This is a genomic window from Marinobacter sp. NFXS11, assembly GCF_040148675.1.
Lineage (GTDB): Bacteria > Pseudomonadota > Gammaproteobacteria > Pseudomonadales > Oleiphilaceae > Marinobacter.
The window spans coordinates 215,821-236,326 of the sequence record NZ_JAGDDV010000001.1 but is presented as its reverse complement, the minus strand read 5'-3'; the positions used below and the strand labels follow the sequence as shown (position 1 = coordinate 236,326).

21 protein-coding genes are annotated in these 20,506 nt (G+C 60.3%); 7 read left to right on the top strand and 14 right to left on the bottom strand.

The annotated features are described in order from the left end of the window. Positions 1–226: 226 nt before the first annotated feature. From J3362_RS01095 to urtA, 14 genes are all read right to left on the bottom strand, one after another. Positions 227–1,024: a nuclease-related domain-containing protein gene (locus J3362_RS01095; RefSeq protein ID WP_349517726.1), complete on the bottom strand. Its 798-nt coding sequence runs from the start codon at positions 1,022–1,024 to the stop codon at positions 227–229. A gap of 170 nt (positions 1,025–1,194) precedes the next feature. Beyond that, the gene (locus J3362_RS01090; protein ID WP_349517725.1) at positions 1,195–1,770 is read right to left on the bottom strand and encodes a HupE/UreJ family protein; all 576 of its coding nucleotides are present in this window, start codon (positions 1,768–1,770) and stop codon (positions 1,195–1,197) included. A 43-nt stretch (positions 1,771–1,813) separates the two neighbouring features. Then, a complete protein-coding gene (gene ureG / locus J3362_RS01085) occupies positions 1,814–2,452 on the bottom strand; it encodes an urease accessory protein UreG (RefSeq protein ID WP_349517724.1) in 639 nt (212 codons plus the stop codon). A 22-nt stretch (positions 2,453–2,474) separates the two neighbouring features. Then, entirely contained in the window at positions 2,475–3,188 is a 714-nt protein-coding gene (locus J3362_RS01080) for an urease accessory protein UreF (RefSeq protein WP_349517722.1), read from the bottom strand. Beyond that, positions 3,160–3,702 (bottom strand): urease accessory protein UreE, encoded by a 543-nt coding sequence (ureE, locus tag J3362_RS01075; RefSeq protein ID WP_014578127.1) that lies wholly within the window; start codon positions 3,700–3,702, stop codon positions 3,160–3,162. Before ureE ends, J3362_RS01080 begins: the two co-directional genes overlap by 29 nt. 48 nt (positions 3,703–3,750) lie before the next feature. Next, positions 3,751–5,454 (bottom strand): urease subunit alpha, encoded by a 1,704-nt coding sequence (ureC, locus tag J3362_RS01070; protein ID WP_349517721.1) that lies wholly within the window; start codon positions 5,452–5,454, stop codon positions 3,751–3,753. Next, positions 5,451–5,768: an urease subunit beta gene (locus J3362_RS01065; RefSeq protein ID WP_008175206.1), complete on the bottom strand. Its 318-nt coding sequence runs from the start codon at positions 5,766–5,768 to the stop codon at positions 5,451–5,453. The genes ureC and J3362_RS01065 overlap by 4 nt, the downstream gene beginning before the upstream one ends. A gap of 156 nt (positions 5,769–5,924) precedes the next feature. Next, on the bottom strand, positions 5,925–6,227 hold the full coding sequence (ureA, locus tag J3362_RS01060) for an urease subunit gamma (protein WP_088827172.1): 303 nt from the start codon (positions 6,225–6,227) through the stop codon (positions 5,925–5,927). A gap of 124 nt (positions 6,228–6,351) precedes the next feature. Then, entirely contained in the window at positions 6,352–7,248 is an 897-nt protein-coding gene (locus tag J3362_RS01055; protein WP_349517719.1) for an urease accessory protein UreD, read from the bottom strand. Continuing rightward, complete coding sequence (gene urtE, locus J3362_RS01050; protein WP_088827170.1) at positions 7,245–7,943, bottom strand: urea ABC transporter ATP-binding subunit UrtE; 699 nt, start codon at positions 7,941–7,943, stop codon at positions 7,245–7,247. The genes J3362_RS01055 and urtE overlap by 4 nt, the downstream gene beginning before the upstream one ends. Further along, on the bottom strand, positions 7,943–8,767 hold the full coding sequence (gene urtD, locus J3362_RS01045; protein ID WP_349517718.1) for an urea ABC transporter ATP-binding protein UrtD: 825 nt from the start codon (positions 8,765–8,767) through the stop codon (positions 7,943–7,945). The genes urtE and urtD overlap by 1 nt, the downstream gene beginning before the upstream one ends. Then, positions 8,764–9,888 (bottom strand): urea ABC transporter permease subunit UrtC, encoded by a 1,125-nt coding sequence (urtC, locus tag J3362_RS01040; protein WP_349517716.1) that lies wholly within the window; start codon positions 9,886–9,888, stop codon positions 8,764–8,766. The genes urtD and urtC overlap by 4 nt, the downstream gene beginning before the upstream one ends. Before the next feature lie 3 nt (positions 9,889–9,891). Then, complete coding sequence (gene urtB / locus J3362_RS01035; RefSeq protein WP_349517715.1) at positions 9,892–11,490, bottom strand: urea ABC transporter permease subunit UrtB; 1,599 nt, start codon at positions 11,488–11,490, stop codon at positions 9,892–9,894. 108 nt (positions 11,491–11,598) lie between these two features. Beyond that, positions 11,599–12,906 (bottom strand): urea ABC transporter substrate-binding protein, encoded by a 1,308-nt coding sequence (gene urtA, locus J3362_RS01030; RefSeq protein WP_349517714.1) that lies wholly within the window; start codon positions 12,904–12,906, stop codon positions 11,599–11,601. A 352-nt stretch (positions 12,907–13,258) separates the two neighbouring features. On the opposite strand from urtA, the gene atzF reads away from it, so the two are divergent. From atzF to J3362_RS00995, 7 genes are all read left to right on the top strand, one after another. Beyond that, positions 13,259–15,073, top strand: coding sequence for an allophanate hydrolase (atzF, locus tag J3362_RS01025; RefSeq protein WP_349519233.1), 1,815 nt, complete (start codon positions 13,259–13,261; stop codon positions 15,071–15,073). Between the two features lie 44 nt (positions 15,074–15,117). Further along, positions 15,118–15,810 (top strand): GntR family transcriptional regulator, encoded by a 693-nt coding sequence (locus tag J3362_RS01020; protein ID WP_349517713.1) that lies wholly within the window; start codon positions 15,118–15,120, stop codon positions 15,808–15,810. A 455-nt stretch (positions 15,811–16,265) separates the two neighbouring features. After that, positions 16,266–16,535: a ComEA family DNA-binding protein gene (locus J3362_RS01015; RefSeq protein ID WP_014578138.1), complete on the top strand. Its 270-nt coding sequence runs from the start codon at positions 16,266–16,268 to the stop codon at positions 16,533–16,535. A gap of 151 nt (positions 16,536–16,686) precedes the next feature. Next, on the top strand, positions 16,687–17,466 hold the full coding sequence (locus J3362_RS01010) for a (Fe-S)-binding protein (protein ID WP_273044517.1): 780 nt from the start codon (positions 16,687–16,689) through the stop codon (positions 17,464–17,466). Further along, positions 17,463–18,902, top strand: a complete 1,440-nt coding sequence (locus tag J3362_RS01005) for a LutB/LldF family L-lactate oxidation iron-sulfur protein (RefSeq protein WP_349517712.1) — start codon at positions 17,463–17,465, stop codon at positions 18,900–18,902. Before J3362_RS01010 ends, J3362_RS01005 begins: the two co-directional genes overlap by 4 nt. Then, positions 18,899–19,552, top strand: a complete 654-nt coding sequence (locus tag J3362_RS01000; RefSeq protein WP_349517711.1) for a LutC/YkgG family protein — start codon at positions 18,899–18,901, stop codon at positions 19,550–19,552. The genes J3362_RS01005 and J3362_RS01000 overlap by 4 nt, the downstream gene beginning before the upstream one ends. Further along, positions 19,549–20,502, top strand: coding sequence for a DMT family transporter (locus J3362_RS00995; RefSeq protein ID WP_108017784.1), 954 nt, complete (start codon positions 19,549–19,551; stop codon positions 20,500–20,502). Before J3362_RS01000 ends, J3362_RS00995 begins: the two co-directional genes overlap by 4 nt. Positions 20,503–20,506 lie beyond the last annotated feature (4 nt).

Sequence of the window (20,506 nt, the reverse complement as noted above, 5' to 3'; positions counted from 1 at the left end):
TTTTATCGAGAACCCTTAGGCAGAGCTCGTTTCTCATTGGCACTAGCTATCATGGGCTATGGCACAAATATAACAGTTATTAGTTAGCGCACTTCGTTATTGCAATCATTTGAGCGTCAATAAAAGCTCAAAACCAAAAGCTCAGATTTCGCCAATTAATTAATTTAAATCAATACCCTAAGCTGCGCTGACACTCTGATCCCGCCGTAATGATTTGACAGATTTGTTATTGCAATAACGAAGCACCAACCATTCCCCGGCACTTGGGGAATGCCTTACAGCCAAAAAACTCCTCCCCAATATTCTCTCCGCGCTTCACCGTGCGCTTTACCATCTCACCCTGGCACTTCGGACACCGTGGCTCACTGCTTTTCTTAGCCGCAATTTCCTTCACATGCGCCACGTGCTTCCGGTGATTGCTGAACGTAACCGCCAGCCGCCCGGATTCAATGGCCTCGATCACCTTCTGAACCTCAGCATCCAACAGCCGCTGCTCGGTTTGGGCTTTGATAAAACGGACATACCCACCACCGTGAGTCACGTTCTCTGGCATGGCCGCTTTGAACGTCGAATCCCCCACAAAGACCACTACCGAAAAAACCTGCTCATCACTCAGGTCCAACAGGTTTTGCAGTGTCTTAACGTGTTTGTAGTTCTGGTGCAGCGGGTTCTGAAATTTCTGCGAGTGCTTGAAGATCTTCTGCGTCCAATACCGCTGTTTGGCGTTACCGAAGATCCAACCCTTCATGTTCTTGGTTTCCACCACAAAGACCCCGTACCGGGAAACGATGATGTGGTCGATCTGGGTGGTGCCGTCTTCCGTGGGCAGGGTGACGTTCTTAATGAGGTGATAGCGGGTTTTATCGAGAAACAGTCTGGCGGAAAGGTTAACAACTGCCTCCCCAGCCTTTCCTTTGAACCAAGCCGATTTGATGACGACCGCAACGAGGAAGAACGGAATCAGATACCAAATCTGGGCCGGAATGTTGTTCTGGAGGGTTTGCAATATCTGGTTGTAGTCCATCCGTCATCCTTAACAGCGGCGTCTATCCGTTTCTTATAACTACACACTAGCCTAATCCTTAGGAAACTTCCTACCTGTCAGACGTAAAATTTAGTAAACCACATATAACAAAAGCCGCCCGGTTTCCCGAGCGGCTTTCTTGTCTGCGTTTGGTGGTTTTGAAATGCGTATCAAGCAGCCGCGAGGTACGCCCCCGCAACCGCCAGAACACCACCAACCCCACGACTGAACCGGCTATCAGCTTTCAGCATCAAGCTACCCAGCCCACGGCCAACCAAAGTGATCGCGAGCGTAGCAATGGAGAAGCCAGCCAGGTAAGCGGCAAGTGTCGCGCCTGCGGGCATCTCTGCCCCATGCGCAAAACCGTGAAACAGCATAAACGCACCAACCAGAATGCCACCCACAGCCGTCGGCAGTTTCGCCAATGTAGCAATCAGGATACCCGCGACCAGTACGGAGAAGGTAATTCCTGTTTCCACGCCCGGCAGGCTCAGGCCGCCCCAGGCGAGGGTGGCGCCGAGAATCATGCCGCCGATCACGAAAGCGGGGGTGGCGTTTTTCATGAGGTTGCTCTGGCGCACGCTCCAGAAGCCGATGGCCGCCATAGCCAGCAGGTGGTCCAGGCCCAGCATGGGGTGCAGCAGGCCGCTGGTAAAGCCGCCTTCGGCGTGGCCGGAGTGGGCCATGGCGGTGGCGGAGGCAGTCAGCAACGCGGCAGCGGTGAGGAGTTTGGCTGTGAATTTCATGGTTATCTCCTGATGGTTCTCAAGTCGTTCGAAGTCGGTTGGCTCAGGCGGGTTCCGCCAGTTTTTCAGGGCGGCGTTCCGGTAACATGCCCCGCTCCAGAATGAAGCTGATAATCGTCTCCAGCCCTACCCCGTCGTACAGGTTGGTGAACACGAAGGGGCGTTCGCCGCGCATTTTCTTGCTGTCGCGCTCCATCACATCCAGGGAGGCGTGCACCTGTTCGGCGATGTCGATCTTGTTGATGATCAGCAGGTCGGATTTGGTGATGCCGGGGCCACCTTTGCGGGGGATCTTGTCGCCGGCCGAGACGTCGATCACGTACAGGGTGAGGTCGCTCAGTTCCGGGCTGAAGGTGGCGGAGAGGTTGTCTCCGCCGGATTCCACCAGCACCAGTTCCAGGTTCGGGTGGCGGTTTTGCAGATCGTCGATGGCCGCCAGGTTCATGGAGGCGTCTTCGCGGATGGCGGTGTGCGGGCAGCCGCCGGTTTCCACGCCGAGGATGCGGTCTGCGGCCAGGGCTTCGTGCCGCAGGAGGAAGTCGGCGTCTTCCCGGGTGTAGATGTCGTTGGTCACCACGGCGATGTCGTAGTGGTCCCGCAGGGCTTTGCACAGCTGGCGCAGCAGCGCGGTTTTACCGGAGCCAACCGGGCCGCCGACTCCAACTCTCAGACAATGTGTCATGGCAGATCTCCTCAATTGTTATTCAGCTTCTGAAAAGCCGTGAATACTGTGTTTCGTGTAAGGCACTCCCGAGCGCCAGTCCCGGCAGGATGGGCCCGAGTTCGTGATCGTTTCGTTTCAGGGCAGTGTCTACTGCCGCCACCAGTTGTGGGCGCAGCCGTTCGATGATGCGTTGCGCGGCGGTGTGCCCCAGGGGCAAGGCCTTGCAGGCGACGGCGAGCTGGTTTTCCAGCCAGGCCCAGGCGAAGCCGAGCAGCGTCTGGCGCACGGGCACAAACCGTTTATGGGCGGCCCAGGCGAACATGGTGATGTAGCCCGGCTCTTCCGGAATCAGGTGTGGCTCTGGCAGCAGCTCGAGGTTGCGCAGCAGGGTGACCAGGGCACCGCCCAGGCGGGTATCCTCGTCGCTCAGTTCGGCGGTTTCCCGGGTGGCGTGCAGCCAGTCGTTCCACTTTGCCAGCGCAATGGCATCGCCTTCGGCCCAGGCGGTCTGCAGGCGCACCAGCAGGGGCAGTTCGCAGCGGCTCAGGCCGTCTTCCAGCACGCCTTCAATCCACTGGGCCAGTTCCGCTTCGTTGTTCACCCAGCCCAGTTCGAAGGCGCTTTCCAGGCCCTGGGACCAGGCGAAGGCGCCGATGGGCAGTGCCGGGCTCACCAGTTGCATCAAGCCCAGCAATGCAAGGTCGTCCACCTGCGGGGTGGCGCCGTCAGTGGGTGTGTTTATGACTGTGGCCATGGCTGTGCCCGTGGTCGTGATCGTGTGAATGGCTGTGGCCGTGTCCGTGAGAATGGCCAGCCTGGGAGTAGGCGCCGGGCTCGGGATCAAACGGGGCGGTGTGGTGAACCACGGTGGCGCCCAGGCGCTCGGCCAGCTCTTCCAGCACGTGATCCGGCGGGAAGCGCACGAAGCTGCCCTGCTCGTCTTCGCCGATGGCCAGCGTTACGTGGCGGTTGCCCAGGTGGTAGCACAGGCGGGCCAGGGGCTGGCCGGACTTGATGCGGGCCGTCACTACCTGTTCTTCGGCGGCGCGTATGCGTACGATTTCGCCGGTCCTGGCCTGCAGCAGGTCGCCGTCCCGCAGCACCGGGCCGCGATCCAGGAACAGGCCCACGTCCACGTTGGTTTCGGTGGTAGCGCGCAGCCGGCCACGGATACGCAGCTCGTATGGCAGGATCAGGTTGTCCAGAATCTCGCTGGTATCGATGCCGGTGGATTTCACGTCACCGATGCGTTCAATCAGTTCCAACATAAAAATGTCCTCTTATTCCCGGCTCAGAACAGCCTTGAGCTGTATTGACTAAAAGAGATGGTAGCGCTGGGCCAGGGGCAGTTCGGTGGCGGGCTCACAGGTGAGCAGTTCGCCATCGGCATGCACTTCGTAGGTTTGTGGGTCTACGGTGATGTGCGGGCACGCGTCGTTCAGTTTCATGTCGCCCTTGCGCACGTCACGCACGCCCTTGCAGGCGGATAATGGGCTGTCCAGGCCAAGCTCCTTGCCAATACCGGCATCAATCGCAGCCTGGCTCACAAAGCTAAGGCGGGTAGCACTGGCGGCTTTGCCGAAGGCGCCGAACATGGGGCGGTAATGCACCGGCTGGGGCGTTGGAATAGAGGCGTTCGGATCGCCAATGGGTGCGGCCGCAATCATGCCGCCCTTGAGAATGGTGGCCGGCTTCACACCAAAGAATGCCGGGTTCCAGAGCACCAGGTCCGCCAGCTTGCCCACTTCCACGGAACCCACTTCATGGGCAATGCCATGGGTGATGGCCGGGTTAATGGTGTACTTGGCGATGTAGCGTTTGGCGCGCAGGTTGTCGGCGCCCAGGTCTTCATCCTCCGGCAGCAGGCCGCGCTGCTGTTTCATCTTGTGGGCGGTCTGCCAGGTGCGGCACACCACTTCGCCCACCCGGCCCATGGCCTGGGAGTCGGAAGCGATCATGGAGATCACGCCCATGTCCTGCAGGATATCCTCGGCGGCAATGGTCTCGCGGCGGATGCGGGAGTCGGCGAAGGCGACGTCTTCCGGGATGTTCGGGTCCAGGTGGTGGCACACCATCAGCATGTCCAGGTGTTCGTCGATGGTGTTCACGGTGTAGGGCCGTGTCGGGTTGGTGGACGACGGCAGCACGTAATCCTTGGAGCAGGCGGTGATGATGTCCGGTGCGTGGCCGCCGCCGGCGCCCTCCGTGTGATAGGTGTGGATGCAGCGCCCCTTGAACGCGGCCAGGGTGTCTTCCACAAAGCCGGATTCGTTCAGGGTGTCGGTGTGGATCGCCACCTGCACGTCGTATTTGTCGGCCACCGTGAGGCAGTTGTCGATGCTGGCCGGGGTGGTGCCCCAGTCTTCATGCAGTTTGAGCCCAATGGCGCCGGCCTGGATCTGCAGTTCCAGGGATTCCGGCAGGGAAGCGTTGCCCTTGCCAAGGAAGCCGATGTTCATGGGCAGGGAATCCACCGCCTGGAGCATCTTGCCAATGTGCCAGGGGCCCGGCGTGCAGGTGGTGGCGTTGGTGCCCGTTGCCGGGCCGGTGCCGCCACCGAGCATGGTGGTGATGCCGCTCATCAGGGCTTCTTCGATCTGCTGGGGGCAGATGAAGTGGATGTGGGCGTCAATGCCGCCGGCGGTGAGAATCTTGCCCTCACCGGCGATGATTTCAGTACCGGGGCCGATCACGATGGTCACGTCCGGCTGGGTATCCGGGTTGCCGGCCTTGCCGATGGCGGCGATGCGGCCTTTCTGGATGCCTACGTCGGCTTTAACGATGCCCCACCAGTCCAGAATCAGGGCGTTGGTGATCACGGTGTCCATCACGGCGGCATCGGCACGCTGGCTCTGGCCCATGCCGTCGCGGATAACCTTGCCGCCGCCGAATTTTACTTCGTCGCCGTAGTGGGCGGCGTCGCTTTCCACTTCAATCCACAGGTCGGTGTCGCCGAGCCGTACCCGGTCGCCGGTGGTTGGGCCGTACATGTCGGCGTAGGCTTGTCGGGTAATTTTCATTTCTGGCCCTCCAGTTTGCCCATGACTTCCTGCCGGAAACCGTAGATTTCACGCCCACCCGCAAACGGGATCAGCGTCACTTCCCGGCTCTGGCCGGGTTCGAAGCGGATGGCCGTGCCGGCCGCCACATCCAGGCGGTAGCCACGGGCCTTGGCGCGGTCGAAATCCAACGCCGGGTTGGCTTCGGCAAAGTGGTAGTGAGAGCCGATCTGGATCGGGCGGTCGCCGGTATTGGCCACGTCTATCTGGATGCGCTCGCGGCCTTCGCAGAGTTCGATGTCGCCGTCTTTGAGCTGGTATTCACCGGGGATCATAAATAGCCTCCTGTAAAGGCCGATGAGAAGCGTTGGCGAGGCAGCCGATGCAAGGCAAAAGAAGGCGAAAAAGCGCAGTTTATGCGCGTATAAATGAGCATTTTGAGCCTTCTTTTAACGCCGCAGCGGCAACGCAGGTAGCTTCTCATTGGCCTTTCAAACAATTGGGTTGTGGACGGTGACTAGCTTGGTGCCATCGGGGAAGGTGGCTTCCACCTGCACTTCGTCGACCATTTCGGCGATGCCGTCCATCACGTCTTCGCGGGTGAGGACTTCGGTGCCGGCGGTCATCAGCTCGGCCACGGTGCGGCCTTCACGGGCGCCTTCCATGATTTCGGCGCTGATCAGGGCCACCGCTTCCGGGTAGTTGAGCTTCAGGCCTTTGGCTTTTCGGCGCTCGGCCAGCAGGGCTGCGGTGAACAGCAGCAGCTTGTCTTTGTCTCTTGGCGTTAATTCCATTTTTGTTCTCCGCTTGTTTGTCGGATTACGCTTTGCTAATCCGACCTACGTTTTTTGGCCCGCTCTCGCTGGCCTTTAGCTCTTGGTACCGGAACAGCTCATTCCACACTGTTCCTGCACAAATTCAGGTCAGCCAGATTCGGGGAACGCTGGCAGGCTGGCCGGTGAGTCTTGGCCGGATCAGTTCCCATGCCTGCTGGCATATCGCCCAGGCTTCGTTTCGTTCCTGCCCCAGGTAGCGCAGCAGCACCACGCCCCTGCGGCGGGTGACGGCCCAGCGTTTCTTCTCCGGCAGGGTTTCTCTGAGTGCTTCGATGGCGGCGGCTTCGTCTTCCAGGCCGACAACCCAGAGGGTAGCCTGCACGGTGGCGCCGCCCTGGCCCCAGTGGCCTTTGAACCGGGCGTGGTTCGGGTCCATAAGCTGGCGTTCCAGCCACAGGGGGCGGCCGTCCATCAGCAGGCGGAATTTCTGCTCCAGGTGGCCGGAAACAAACGGCAATTTGCTGGCCGGGCGGCCGAGGGCGAGGATTTCCCAACCGATGCATCGGGCGCCGGCTTCCAGTTCGATGGTGGTGCTTTGTTCGCCCCGGGAACCATCAAAAGCCAGGGTTTCCTGGGGCAGGTATTCGAGAATGCCGCCCTGCTCCACCTTCAGATGGGTGTGCTGGGCCCAGGCGACGCCGTGGCTGTCAGCCTTGTAGAGTTTGGCGGCGGCCGGGGTGGTCAGCAGGGTATGGGCGCCCTCGCCGACCCGGGCTTCGATGCTCAGGGCATCGCCGCTGACCAGCCCACCCGGTGGGTGCAGCAGGTACACGTGGCAGCAGCCATTGCGACCTTCCGGGTAGAACGGGCGCTGCACCCGCAATGGGCCTTGATGACGCACGTGGGTCATGCGGGTAGCGGTGTTGCTGCCATCCGGCCGGGCGTCGAAACCCAGGGCAATGGACGCCGCCCAGCGCCGACCTGCGTCGAAGCGATGGCCGGAGTCGTGGGCAGGTTCTATGCGCTCGAAGACCGTCATACCGTCAGATGCTTCTTGATGAGTTCATCGGTAAGGCCGGCAATCTCGTCTTCCGCCACCCGGCGACCACGGTCGAGGATGGCAAAGCGGTCGGCGTATTTGCGGGCGAACGGCAGCTTCTGCTCTACCAAAAGCACGGTCAGGCCGTCTTCCTCGATGAGCTTGCGGATTACCTCGCCGATCTGGGCCACGATGTTGGGCTGGATGCCCTCGCCCGGTTCGTCGAGGATCAGCAGGCGCGGTTCGATCACCAGCGCGCGACCGATGGCCAGTTGCTGTTGCTGACCTCCGGAAAGGTCACCGCCGCGGCGATGGCGCATTTCTTTCAGCACCGGGAAGAGCTCGTACACCCGCTCGGGAATTTTCTTGCTGCCGTCCTTGCGCACAGCCAGGCCGGTGCGCAGGTTTTCTTCCACGGTCAGCAGCGGGAAGATCTGCCGGCCCTGGGGCACGTAGCCAATGCCCAGGCGGGAACGGTCCTCGACTTTCTTTTTGGTGAGCTCCACGTCGCCGGCAAATTCAATGCTGCCATTCTTGGTGGTTTCCTCACCCATGATGCATTTCATCAGGGTGGTCTTGCCCACGCCGTTGCGACCCATCACGCAGGTGCACTGGCCCTGGGGCACGTCCAGGTCGAGATCCCAGAGTGTGTGGCTCTCGCCGTAGAACTGGTTGAGTTTTTCAATCTTCAGCATTACGCCTCCTCCCCGAGATAGACCTTGATCACTTCCGGATCGTTGGAGACCTGGTCCATGGAGCCTTCCGCCAGCACACTGCCCTGGTGCAGCACGGTCACCTTGCGGGCGATGGAGCGCACGAAGCCCATGTCGTGCTCGACCACTACCACGGACTGTTTGCCGGCGAGGCTGGTGAGCAATTCGGCGGTGCGTTCCATTTCCTGTTCGGTCATGCCCGCTACCGGCTCGTCCACCAGCAACAGACGGGGCTTCTGCATCAGCAGCATGCCGATTTCCAGCCACTGCTTCTGGCCGTGGGAGAGGATGCCGGCGAGGCGGTCGCGCAGGGATTCCAGGCCGATCATTTCCAGCACTTCGTCGATGCGGTCCCGGTATTCGGCTTTCATCACGGCGGTAAGGGTGGGAAACACCCGCTTGTCCGTCGCCATGGCCAGCTCCAGGTTTTCGAACACGGTGAGCGCTTCAAATACCGTGGGTTTCTGGAACTTACGGCCGATGCCCAGGCTGGCGATGTCCGGCTCGTTCATGGTGAGCAGGTTGTGGCGGCTGCCGAACCACACCGAGCCGGTGTCCGGGCGGGTTTTACCGGTGATGATGTCCATCATGGTGGTTTTACCCGCGCCGTTGGGGCCTATGATGCAGCGCAGCTCGCCGTCGTCGATGGTGAGGTTGAGGTTGTTGATGGCCTTGAAGCCATCAAAGCTAACATTTACGTCTTCCAGGTACAGGATGGGGCCGTGGCGCACGTCCACCGGCGACTGCACCTGGGTCAGAAACTCGAACACATGCTCGCGGTCGGTCAGCTCCCGGAACAAGCTCATACAGCAGCCTCCTGCGCGGTGGGGGTATCGTCGTCTGTCCTGGCTTTGCGGCGCTTCTGCAGCAGCCCGGCAATGCCCTTGGGCAGGAACACGGTCACCAGCACGAACAGGCCACCGAGGGCGAACAGCCAGGCGTCCGGCATGATGCCGGTGAACACGGTTTTGGCGTAGTTCACCAGGATGGCGCCGATCACTGCGCCGTAGAGGGTGGCGCGGCCACCCAGGGCCACCCACACCACGATCTCGATGGAGAACAGAGGCGAGAATTCGCTGGGATTGATGATGCCTACTTGAGGCACATACAGCGCCCCGGCCACACCCGCCAGCATGGCGGAGACCACGAACACGAACAGCTGCACCCGTTCCACCCGGTAGCCCAGGAAGCGGGTGCGGGCTTCGGCATCCCGGCAGGCCACGCTCACTCGGCCCAGCTTGCTGGTGACAATGCCCCGGCAGATCACATAACCAATGGCCAGCGCGATACCTGTGGCGATGAACAGCCCGAGGCGGGTGGCGTCGGTGCGCAGGTTGAAGCCGAGAATGTCCTTGAAATCGGTGAGGCCGTTGTTGCCGCCGAAACCCATCTCGTTGCGGAAGAAGGCCAGCATCAGGGCAAAGGTGAGCGCCTGGGTGATGATAGAGAGGTATACCCCGGTCACCCGCGAGCGGAAGGCCAGGAAGCCGAACACCAGGGCCAGCAGGCCCGGCGCCAGCAGCACCATGATGAAGGCGAACCAGGCCATGTCGAACCCGTGCCAGAACCAGGGCAGCTCCTGCCAGTTCAGGAACACCATGAAGTCCGGCAGGATCGGGTCGCCATACACGCCCCGGTCACCAATCTGGCGCATCAGGTACATGCCCATGGCATAGCCGCCGAGGGCAAAGAAGGCGCCGTGGCCCAGGCTGAGGATACCGAGGTAACCCCACACCAGGTCCACCGCCACTGCCAGCAGGGCGTAGCAGAGGTATTTGCCCAGCAGCGTGACGGTAAAGGCGCTCACGTGCAGGGCGCTGTCCTGGGGCATGAACAGGTGAAGGAAGGTCACCAGCACCACGGCCAAGAACAGCACGCCGAGAAAGATCTGGGTTGAACGTTCCTGTAAGGGTCTAGTTAGCCACATAACTTAGCCTTCTGCCGCTCGGCCCTTTTGAGGGAACAATCCCTTCGGCCGTTTCTGGATGAACAGGATGATGAACACCAACACGATGATCTTGGCGAGTACGGCACCGGCCCAGGGTTCAAGCAGCTGGTTGATGGTGCCCAGGGAAAGCCCGGCAATGAGGGTGCCCCAGAGGTTACCCACGCCGCCGAACACCACCACCATGAACGAATCAATGATGTAGTTCTGGCCCAGGTTCGGGCCCACGTTGGTGAGCTGCGAAAGCGCCACACCGGCCAGCCCGGCCACGCCGGAGCCGAGGGCAAAGGTCATGATGTCCACCCGGGTGGCGCGGATGCCCATGGAACGGGCCATGGCCCGGTTCTGGGTAACGGCACGCACTTCCAGACCCAGGCGGGTCTTGCGCATGATCAGCATCAGCCCGGCGAAGACAATCAATGCGAAGGCCAATACATAGAGGCGGTTCAGGGTCAGCGAGAGCGCGTCGTTGATCACCAGGGAGCCGCTCATCCACTCCGGCGTCACCACGGTGCGGTTTTGCGGCGAGATCACGGTGCGCACCAGCTGCTGCAGGATCAGGCTGATACCGAAGGTGGCCAGCAGGGTTTCCAGCGGCCGGCCTTTGAGGTACTGGATGACGCTGCGTTCAATGATGATGCCAGCGGTGGCCGCCACCATGAAGCCGGCGGGAATCGACAGGATCAGAGCCAGGCCAGGTTGGCCGGGGAAGAGTTGCTGCATGCCCCAGGTGGTGTAGGCACCCAGCATGATCAGTTCGCCGTGGGCCATGTTGATCACGCCCATCACGCCGAAGGTGATGGCCAGGCCAATGGCGGCGAGGACCAGGACCGAGCCGAGAGACAGGCCGAAATACAGGGTCTCGGCGGCGCGGTTCAGTTTGAGTTTCTGTTCAATGCTTTCGAGGGCCTTGGCGGCACGTTGAGCCAGCGCCTCGTTGTCACCGCGAACGGCTTCGTTCAAAGCGGCGCGGGCCCGGGGATGAAGACTGCCGGCGAGCACGTCCACGGCCTCCAGGTTGCCCTCGCCCACCCGGTAGATGGCCAGGGCTTCTTCAATGCGGTTGCGGACGGCCGCGTCTTCTTCTTTCGCCAGCTGAGCTTCCAGTGGCTCAACCAGGGAAGCATCCACTTTGCCCATCATGTCCTGTGCGGAGGCTTCGCGCACATCCGGGTCTTTGGCATTCAGGTCCAGCATGGCCAGTATGCCTTCAAGCTGGCCCCGTATGCGGTTATTGATGGCGACTCTGTCCAGCTCACGGCGGGACATTTCACCCATGTTCTCTCCGGTCAGCGGATCGGCAATTTCCCAGTCCCTGCCCCGGTTGTTCAGTACCAATACAACCTGCCCGGTGTCTTTTACCCGGCTCAGGCGGTTATTTCCGTAGGCTTCGAGCCAGCCCCTGGCTCTTTCATCACCACTGCTGACAATGGCGTTCACCGCCTCCTCCACTTTACTGGCCGGCGCCTCTGCGAGATTGATCAGCAGAGCCTTGCCAGGATCGTCTTCCTGCGCCGTTGCAGGTAGCGATAGCAGGGAAAACAGGGCGATAAGCAGCAATGTGAGCGATCGGCAGATGCTCATGAGAGTGTCCTGTCTGTTTCAAGCGTGTTGCGGGGCAACAGCCGGAGGCAGCACCTGCCACCTCCGGTTGTCCGTGGTGCTAAGTCACAGCGCTATGCTGTCCTGGCCTTACTCGGCTTCAGCGGCCATTTCGCCCGCAGACGCGCCACAGGTGCCGGTTGCGGTGTTGAACGTTCCGCAGAACAACGGCTTGCGCCAATCTGCAATCATGTCCCGCGAACCCGGCAGGTAGTCAGACCAGGCATCGCCCGCGACCAGACCAGAGGTTTCCCAGACCACAGAGAACTGACCGTTGTCCTGGATCTCGCCGATCAGCACCGGCTTGGTGATGTGATGGTTGGGCATCATGGCGGCGTAGCCACCGGTGAGGTTGGGCACGGTTACGCCGATGATGGCGTCTTTTACCGCGTCTACGTCAGTGGTGCCGGCCTTCTTGACCGCTTCCACGTACATGTTGAAGCCAATGTAGTGCGCTTCCATCGGGTCGTTGGTGACCGCTTCATCATTGCCGGTGTGCTCAATCCACTGGTCGATGAAGTCGTAGTTGGCGTCGTTGTCCACGCTCATGAAGTAGTTCCAGGCGGCCAGGTGACCAACCAGCGGGCCAGTGTCGATACCGGAGAGTTCCTGCTCGCCCACGGAGAAGGCAACAACCGGGATGTCGGAGGCCGCAATGCCCTGGTTACCCAGCTCGCGGTAGAAAGGCACGTTGGCATCACCGTTGATGGTGGAGACTACTGCGGTCTTCTTGCCGGCAGAGCCGAAGCGCTTGATGTCGGAGACGATGTTCTGCCAGTCGGAATGGCCGAAAGGCGTGTAGTTGATCATGATGTCTTCCTTGGCCACACCCATGTCCATAAGGTAGGTCTCAAGGATCTTGTTGGTGGTGCGCGGGTAAACGTAGTCGGTACCTGCCAGAACCCAGCGCTCCACGCCGATTTCGTTCATCAGGTAGTTCACCGCAGGAATCGCCTGCTGGTTGGGCGCAGCGCCGGTGTAGAAGACGTTTTCGGAGGATTCCTCACCCTCGTACTGAACCGGGTAAAACAGAAGGCCGTTCAGCTCTTCCACCACCGGCAGTACGGATTTACGGGAAACCGAGGTCCAGTTACCGAAGATCACGTCGACCTTTTCCTGGGCCAGCAGCTCGCGGGCTTTTTCAGCGAACAGCGGCCAGTTGGAAGCCGGGTCTACAACAACCGCTTCCATTTGACGACCGAGCACACCGCCCTTGGCGTTCTGTTGTTCGATCAGCATTTCAACGGTGTCTTTGAGAACGGTTTCACTGATGGCCATGGTGCCGGACAGCGAGTGCAAGATACCCACTTTGATCGGATCTTCCGCCGCCATGGAATTGAAAGAGATGGACAGTGCGAGTGCAGAGAGGCCAAGTTTCACGTGTTTTTTAATAGTCATTTCAGGCGTCCTTTTCTTAGTTAGGTATGCAGTTCGTCTTAAAACGCAGCAGGGCCTCTGCATCTGCTGTTCCACACCCCTCATATCTCATTAAAAAACAATTAGTTATCTAGTATACAAGGCAAACCAGAGGCATCCGTGCTCCTCAATATGCCTCTGGAGTGCAGCATTCCTGAGCGTTTTTGGTGCGACCGCACCTGATCCGGGCAGACCTGAACCGCCTTTTGCCTCAAAAACACTCATAACCTTATGTTTTCTGGTCACTATCAAGAAAAATCCGCAAATGGCACAAGCATTGCCATTCCACATGTATACAAGTTGATTACGCACATGAGGATGACCAATGCCTTCAATGCTCGGATGGACCATCAAGGACTGGCAGAACGCCTATAAAGAGGGCGCTACGCCCGAGTCATTGCTGGGTGAGTTACTGACCGGCCTGGACGCAACAGACGTTGCCTGGATCTCGCTTTTGGACCAGAAGGGGCTGGATAAGGCCCTTCTGGAGCTGAAACAGAAGCTCCAGAACGCCCGTGGAGAGATAGCCAGTCTGCCGCTCTACGGCATTCCGTTTGCCGCGAAAGACAATATTGATGCGGCAGGATTTGAGACAACGGCGGCCTGCCCGGCCTTTGCCTATACCCCGGAAGAAGACGCCACCACCGTGGCCAGGCTCAAGGCCGCCGGCGCCATCGTCATCGGCAAAACCAACCTGGACCAGTTTGCCACCGGCCTGGTGGGCACTCGCTCTCCCTACGGCGCGGTGCCCAACAGTTTCAAACCGGACGTGGTGAGCGGCGGTTCCAGCTCCGGCTCGGCTTCTGTGGTTGCGAGAGGCCTGGTGCCTTTTGCCCTAGGTACCGATACCGCCGGTTCCGGCCGGGTGCCTGCCGGGCTGAATAATCTGGTGGGGCTGAAACCGACCAAAGGGCTGTTCAGCATTCGCGGCGTGGTGCCGGCCTGTCGCTCACTGGATTGCGTGTCCATTTTTGCGCTGACCGTCAATGACGCCGGTCTGGTGTCGGATACCATGGCGGGCTTCGATGCCGATGATGCGTTTTCCCGCAAGGCCCCCTATGCGCTGCCTCTGGACGGCCCCGCCCTTCGGCGGCCCGGCCCCATCCAACGACTGGCGATTCCCGACCACCCGCAATGGTTTGGTGATCAGCAGGCGGAAGCGGCCTGGAATACCGCCATCAGCCAGTGGCGACAACAGAATGTGGAACTTGTGCCGCTGGATTTCAGCCCCATGCTGGAACTGGCTGCACTGCTTTATGAAGGCCCCTGGGTGGCTGAACGCCACGCGGCGGTGGAATCGTTCATGGCCAGCCACGGCGATGATATGAACCCGGTGGTCAAAGGCATTATCAGCAAGGCCGGGCATTTCAGCGCCACGGATACCTTCAAGGCCCAGTACCGCAAGGAAGAGCTGCAGCGCCAGATCGATGAACTGCTGGCCGATGTGGACGCCCTGCTGGTGCCCACGGCGCCGACGGCTCCCACCATTGAGGCGGTAAATGCGGACCCGGTTGCACTGAACAGCCAACTCGGTACCTACACCAATTTCGTGAACCTGGCCGACATGAGTGCGCTCGCGGTTCCTGCCGGTTTCCGGGACGACGGCCTGCCTTTTGGCGTTACCCTGATCAGCGGCGCCTGGAAAGACACTGAACTGCAACGCCTGGCCTGCCAGTGGCTGAACGCCCACCCCACCAAACTGGGCGCCACCGACAAAACCCGCCCGGAGGAAACCCCGGGGGCCGCCATTTCAACGCCCACGGTGCAGGTGGCGGTAGTAGGCGCTCACCTCAGTGGCATGCCCCTGAACACCCAGCTCAGTGAGCGCTATGCGGTTCTGCTTGAGCAAACCACAACGTCCGCCAACTACCGGCTGTTCGCCCTGCCAAACACCACACCGCCGAAGCCCGGGCTGAAACGGGCGGCCCCTGGCGAAGGCAGGGAAATCATTGTGGAAGTCTGGGAAATGCCTGCCTCTGCCTTTGGCTCCTTTGTGGATCTGATTCCTGCGCCTCTGGGCATTGGCAACGTCGAGCTGGCTGATGGCCGGTGGGTAAACGGTTTTGTTTGCGAGGGCTACGGATTCGAGGGTGCAGAGGACGTAACAGAGTTCGGTGGCTGGCGTGCCTATATCGCCTCCAGAGCCTGACCATACCGGGGCAATCTGGCGCCCCACGAGGGGAAACGGTGCCAATGGCAAACCCTAGACGAAAAGAGTCCGTAGCCGACAGGGTCTATGAGGCCCTGAAAGAGGACATCTTCGAGTTCCGCCTGATCCCCGGCGACCGATTCAGCGAGGGGGATGTCGGAACCCGCCTGAACGCCAGCCGGACACCGGTGCGGGAGGCACTTTACCGCTTGCAGCGGGAGGGCCATGTGGAGGTGCTGTTCCGCAGTGGCTGGCAGGTAAAGCCATTTGATTTCCAGCAGGTGGAAGAACTCTATGACCTGCGCATCACCCTCGAACGGGCGGCCGTGCACAAGATCTGCAACCTGCCTGAAGAGCCTGCAGCGCTGCGAACCCTGGTAGCTCTCTGGAACCCGGACCACCCATCCGAACGCGCGGTGGGCAGCACCGTCAGGATGCTGGACGAGAGCTTTCACTGCGATCTGGTGGCCGCTGCCGGAAACCGGGAGATGACACGAGTTCATCGTGAGATCACCGACAGGCTGAGGATTGTGCGGCGCCTGGACTTCAGCCGGGACGAGCGTATCGATGCCACTTACGTGGAGCATGCCGCGATTCTGGAGGCACTGCGCAACGGGCAGGCGAGCGAGGCGGCGGATCGTCTCACCCGTCATATCCGTGCCAGCCAGAAGGCTGTGCGGGTTATCACCATGGATCGCATCCGCGAGGCGGCTGCCGCCCACCGCAGTGAGCAATGAATTGCCTCTCAGGCCCCGAAAATACTGAACTCAGGTTCATAATTGAACCCGCCGAAAAGCTTACAGATTCGTAAGATATATCGCACAAACCATGGAGCGATTCTCCGATAGGTAGGAATTCGATACACAGTAGAATGATCAGTGTCAGGGATGACAAGCCAGCAAGGAACGTTGGCTCAAGGACGAGAACTCCAGGGAAGAGCCCTCCGCGGCTCGGGAGTTGCCCGAAGGATCAGGGCTTACAGGGATGGTCACAGGGAAGACGCGCTCAGGATGAGTCGCACGCCTGAGGGAACAGGCAGGGGTCAGCCACGGAATCGGGGATCACAAGGAATGTGGTCCCGTCCGTGCACTTCCCATACCCACAGACATTTCTGCTCTCTTCTTACATTTCGCTTCTGCTGCTTTGCGCCCTGGCACACAACCATAAATGCAAATCTCAGGAGCTTGAATTCATGAAGCGCACACCGCTTTTCGCAACTCTTATTCTGCTGTTCAGCCTGGTTACCGGTTTTGCCTACGCCCAGGACGCCGCTATCAATATCAACACAGCCGATGTGGCTACCCTCGCCAGCCTGAACGGCATTGGCCAGAGCAAGGCCGAGGCGATCGTTGCCTATCGCGAAGCGAATGGTCCTTTTGCAGTTACCGCAGACCTGGCAAATGTGAAGGGCATTGGCGAACGTACCATCGAGAAAAATGCCGCGCGCCTCACCGTGAAGTAATACCCCGGGCAGTGGCGCGCTGCCGCTGCCCTTCCTCTTCCTGAATCCCCTCCCTTCCTCTTTCCGGCTGCCCATAAAGTCGTCTGGCAACACCGCGCTCGCCACCCTATTATTGCTGGATAACAATTCAAAAACCGTTGAGCATCCGCACATGGTTGATCCGATCAAGGTTTATCCTGCAAAACCTGCGAAAGTCTATTTCTACGGCACCTGTCTGGTGGACATGTTCTACCCCGATGCGGGCATTGCCGGCGTGGAACTTCTAGAGCGTGAAGGCATTGAAGTGCTGTTTCCCCAGAACCAGACCTGCTGTGGCCAGCCAGCCTACACTTCCGGTTACCACGACGAGGCCCGATCAGTAGCCAGGGCGCAGCTCGACCTGTTCCCCGGCGACTGGCCCATTGTGGTGCCATCCGGCTCCTGTGGCGGGATGATGCGCAAGCACTACCCCGACCTGTTCAAGGACACCACGGATGAGGTGAAAGCCGCTGAGGTTGCGGGCCGGGTCTGGGAGCTGACGGATTTCCTGCTCAACGTGTGCCACATCAAACTGGAAGATCTGGGTGAACCCACCACCGTGGCCATGCACACCTCCTGCTCCGCCCGCCGGGAAATGGGCGTGGCCGAAGTTGGACCAAAACTGCTGGGCCAACTCAAAAACGTGAACCTGGTGGAGCAGATCCGGCCGGAGGAATGCTGCGGGTTTGGCGGCACCTTTGCGGTTCGCCACCCGGAGATCTCCAGCGCCATGGTGAGCGAGAAGGTGGACGCACTGGTGGATACCGGCACCCGGCAGTTTGTCACCACCGATTGCGGCTGCCTGATGAACATCGCCGGCTACGCCGAGAAGAACCAGAAACCTGTTGAAGGCCAGCACATTCTCAGCTTCCTGTGGTCGCGCACCCAGGGCAAAGGGGGGCAGCAGTCATGAGTGAGACAGCCGAGCACACTGGGCATCACATCGACGTAAAAGAGTTCCACCCGCGGGCTCAGGCGGCCATTCACGACCCCAAGATCCGCAAGAATTTCCGCAGCGCCATGGATGGGCTGATGTCCAAGCGCAAGACGGCGTTCGAGGGGTGGGATCTGGAAACCCTTCGGGATCTCGGTGCCAACGTTCGCCTCCGCGCCCTGGCCAATCTGCCAGATTTGCTGGAGCAGCTTGAGAAAAAGCTGACCGAAAACGGCATCAAGGTGCACTGGGCAGTGGACGGCGACGAGGCCTGCCGGATTGTGCGGGATATCTGCAAGGCCCGGGATGCCAAGACAGTGATCAAGGGCAAATCCATGGTCTCCGAGGAAATGGAGCTGAACCATTACCTGGAGGAACAGGGGATCGAAGCCCTGGAATCGGACCTGGGCGAGTACATTGTGCAGTTGGCGGATGAAACGCCATCGCACATCATCATGCCGGCGATTCACAAGAACACCGGCGAGATCTCTCAGTTGCTGCACGAGAAAACCGGCACGGATCTCTCCAACGATGTGGAATACCTAACCGCCAGCGCCCGCCTACAATTGCGGGAAAAGTTCATGAATGCCGATGTGGGCGTTTCGGGGGTTAACTTTGCAGTGGCGGAGACCGGCACCCTGTGCCTGGTGGAAAACGAAGGCAACGGCCGGATGACCACCACGGTGCCCAAGTGCCATATTGCCGTTACCGGTATCGAGAAGGTGGTGCCGAGCATGGAGGACGTCTCTGCCCTGCTCGCCCTGCTGACCCGGTCTGCTACCGGCCAGCACATCACCACCTACTTCAACATGATTTCCGGCCCGCGCAAGGCCGAGGAGCTGGACGGGCCCGAAGAAGTGCATCTGGTGCTGGTGGATAACGGCCGCTCGTCGATCTACCAGGACGACGAGCTGCTGGACACCCTGCGCTGCATCCGTTGCGGCGCCTGCATGAACCACTGCCCGGTGTACACACGGGTAGGCGGCCATGCCTATGGCACCACCTATCCGGGCCCGATCGGCAAGATCCTGATGCCGCACCTGATTGGCCTGGACGAAGGCCGGCACCTGCCCAGCGCCTCCAGCCTGTGTGGCGCCTGCGGTGAGGTCTGCCCGGTGAAAATCCCCATTCCCGATCTGTTGGTGCGACTGCGCCAGGAATCCGTGGATGGTGACAAACTCCATCCTGCCAAGGTCCGTGGCCACGGGGCCAAGCGAAGCTCCATGGAAGCGATGATCTGGAAAGGCTGGGCCTGGATGCACGCCACCCCCGGCATTTATCGCTTCGGCACCGGTGCCGCCAGTAAATTCAGGGCATTGCAGCCCTCGAAAGCCGGCGCCTGGACCGATTACCGCACTGCGCCCAAACTGGCGGCCAAAACCCTGCACCAGCGGATGAAGGAGCGTGGCCAATGAGTTCCCGGGAAACGATTCTTCAGCGTCTGCGCAACCGAACTGGCGGTGAACTGACGGTGCCGGAGTGCAACTTTTCAGTTCTGGTACGGGATGACTGGTCGACAAAGGAGCGTATCGAGCGGTTCGAGAAGATGATCGAGTCGGTCCACGGCGAGGTGCACCACTGCACCGAAGACATGTGGATGGACCGCCTGGCCGAGGTGCTGAACACCCGCGGCGCCAGGAATCTGCTGATTCCGAAGCAACACGAAATCGGACAGTCCCTTCGCTCTGCCGGTCGTAACGATCTGCCGGAACTGCTGATCTACGACGAGCCTATCGAAAGCTGGCAGGCGCACCTGTTCAACGAGGTGGACGCCAGCATTACGTCCACCCGCGGCGGCATTGCCGAAACCGGCTCGCTGATCCTGTGGCCAAACGAGGACGAGCCACGGCTCATGAGCCTGGTGCCGCCGGTGCACATTGCCGTGCTACGGGCCTCTGAGCTCTATACCACCTTCCACGAAGCCATGAAGGCCCAGAACTGGGCCGCTGGCATGCCGACCAATGCCCTGCTAATCTCTGGCCCTTCCAAAACCGCTGACATCGAGCAAACCCTTGCCTACGGTGTTCACGGTCCCAAAGAGCTGATTGTGTTGATTATTGAATGATCCAAGGCGCCCTGTTGATCGCCCTGGCTGCCCTGCTATGGGCGACCACGGGCATTGTTGCGAAATTTCTGTTTACCGGTACCGAACTGCAGGCCATTACGTTGGGCTTCCTGCGACTGGCCGTGGCCTTGCCGTTTTTCTGGCTGCTGATGCGACGGGAGCAGGCACGCCTTGAGCGGGCCAATCCGGGCGCAAAAGTGCCCGGCAGTTCCCTGCGGAGCCTCACACGCCAGACCCTGATTCCGCTGGCAGCCCTTGGCCTTTTCCAGGCGTTCTACCAGGGCAGCTACCTTCTGGCCGTGGACCTCACCGGTGCCGGCATCGCCACCCTGATCGCGCTCTGCCTTCCGCCAGTGCTGGTGGCAATTCTTGCTGCGCCTCTTCTGGGAGAGAAGCCCAGCCTTTTGACGGTTCTGTCGTTGTTTGCGGCCATCGCGGGCACGGGCATGCTGGTTCTCAGCGATATGGACACCACCGGTACACTCCGGCTTGCGGGCATTCTGGTGGCGTTGCTGGCCGCCTGCGTGTACACCGGTTTCACGCTCACCAGCCGTTACAGCTCTGCCGGCACACCGGTGTTTACGACGGCGTTTATCTGCTTCTTCACGGCGGCGCTGATTCTGTTGCCGGTGGTCGCCCTGTCTGGCGGGTTCGAGGGGCTGGAAACCCTTGGTATCGGGCACTGGCTGATGGTGGTGTATGTGGGGGTGGTGCCAACCTGTATTGGCTATGTGTGCTTTTTCTCTGGCATGAAAACGACACCGGCAACGCTCTCCAGCATCATTGTGACTCTGGAACCGCTGTTTGTAGCCCTGCTGGCCTGGGTGTTTCTGGAGGAGATTCTGGGGCCGATTGGTATTGCCGGGGCACTGATACTGACCGCAGCGGTGGTGGTGGCCTCCCGCTACGGTCGTAAACCCGCAGCCGGCCAGGAGGCCGGTGCGGAGTAAGGAA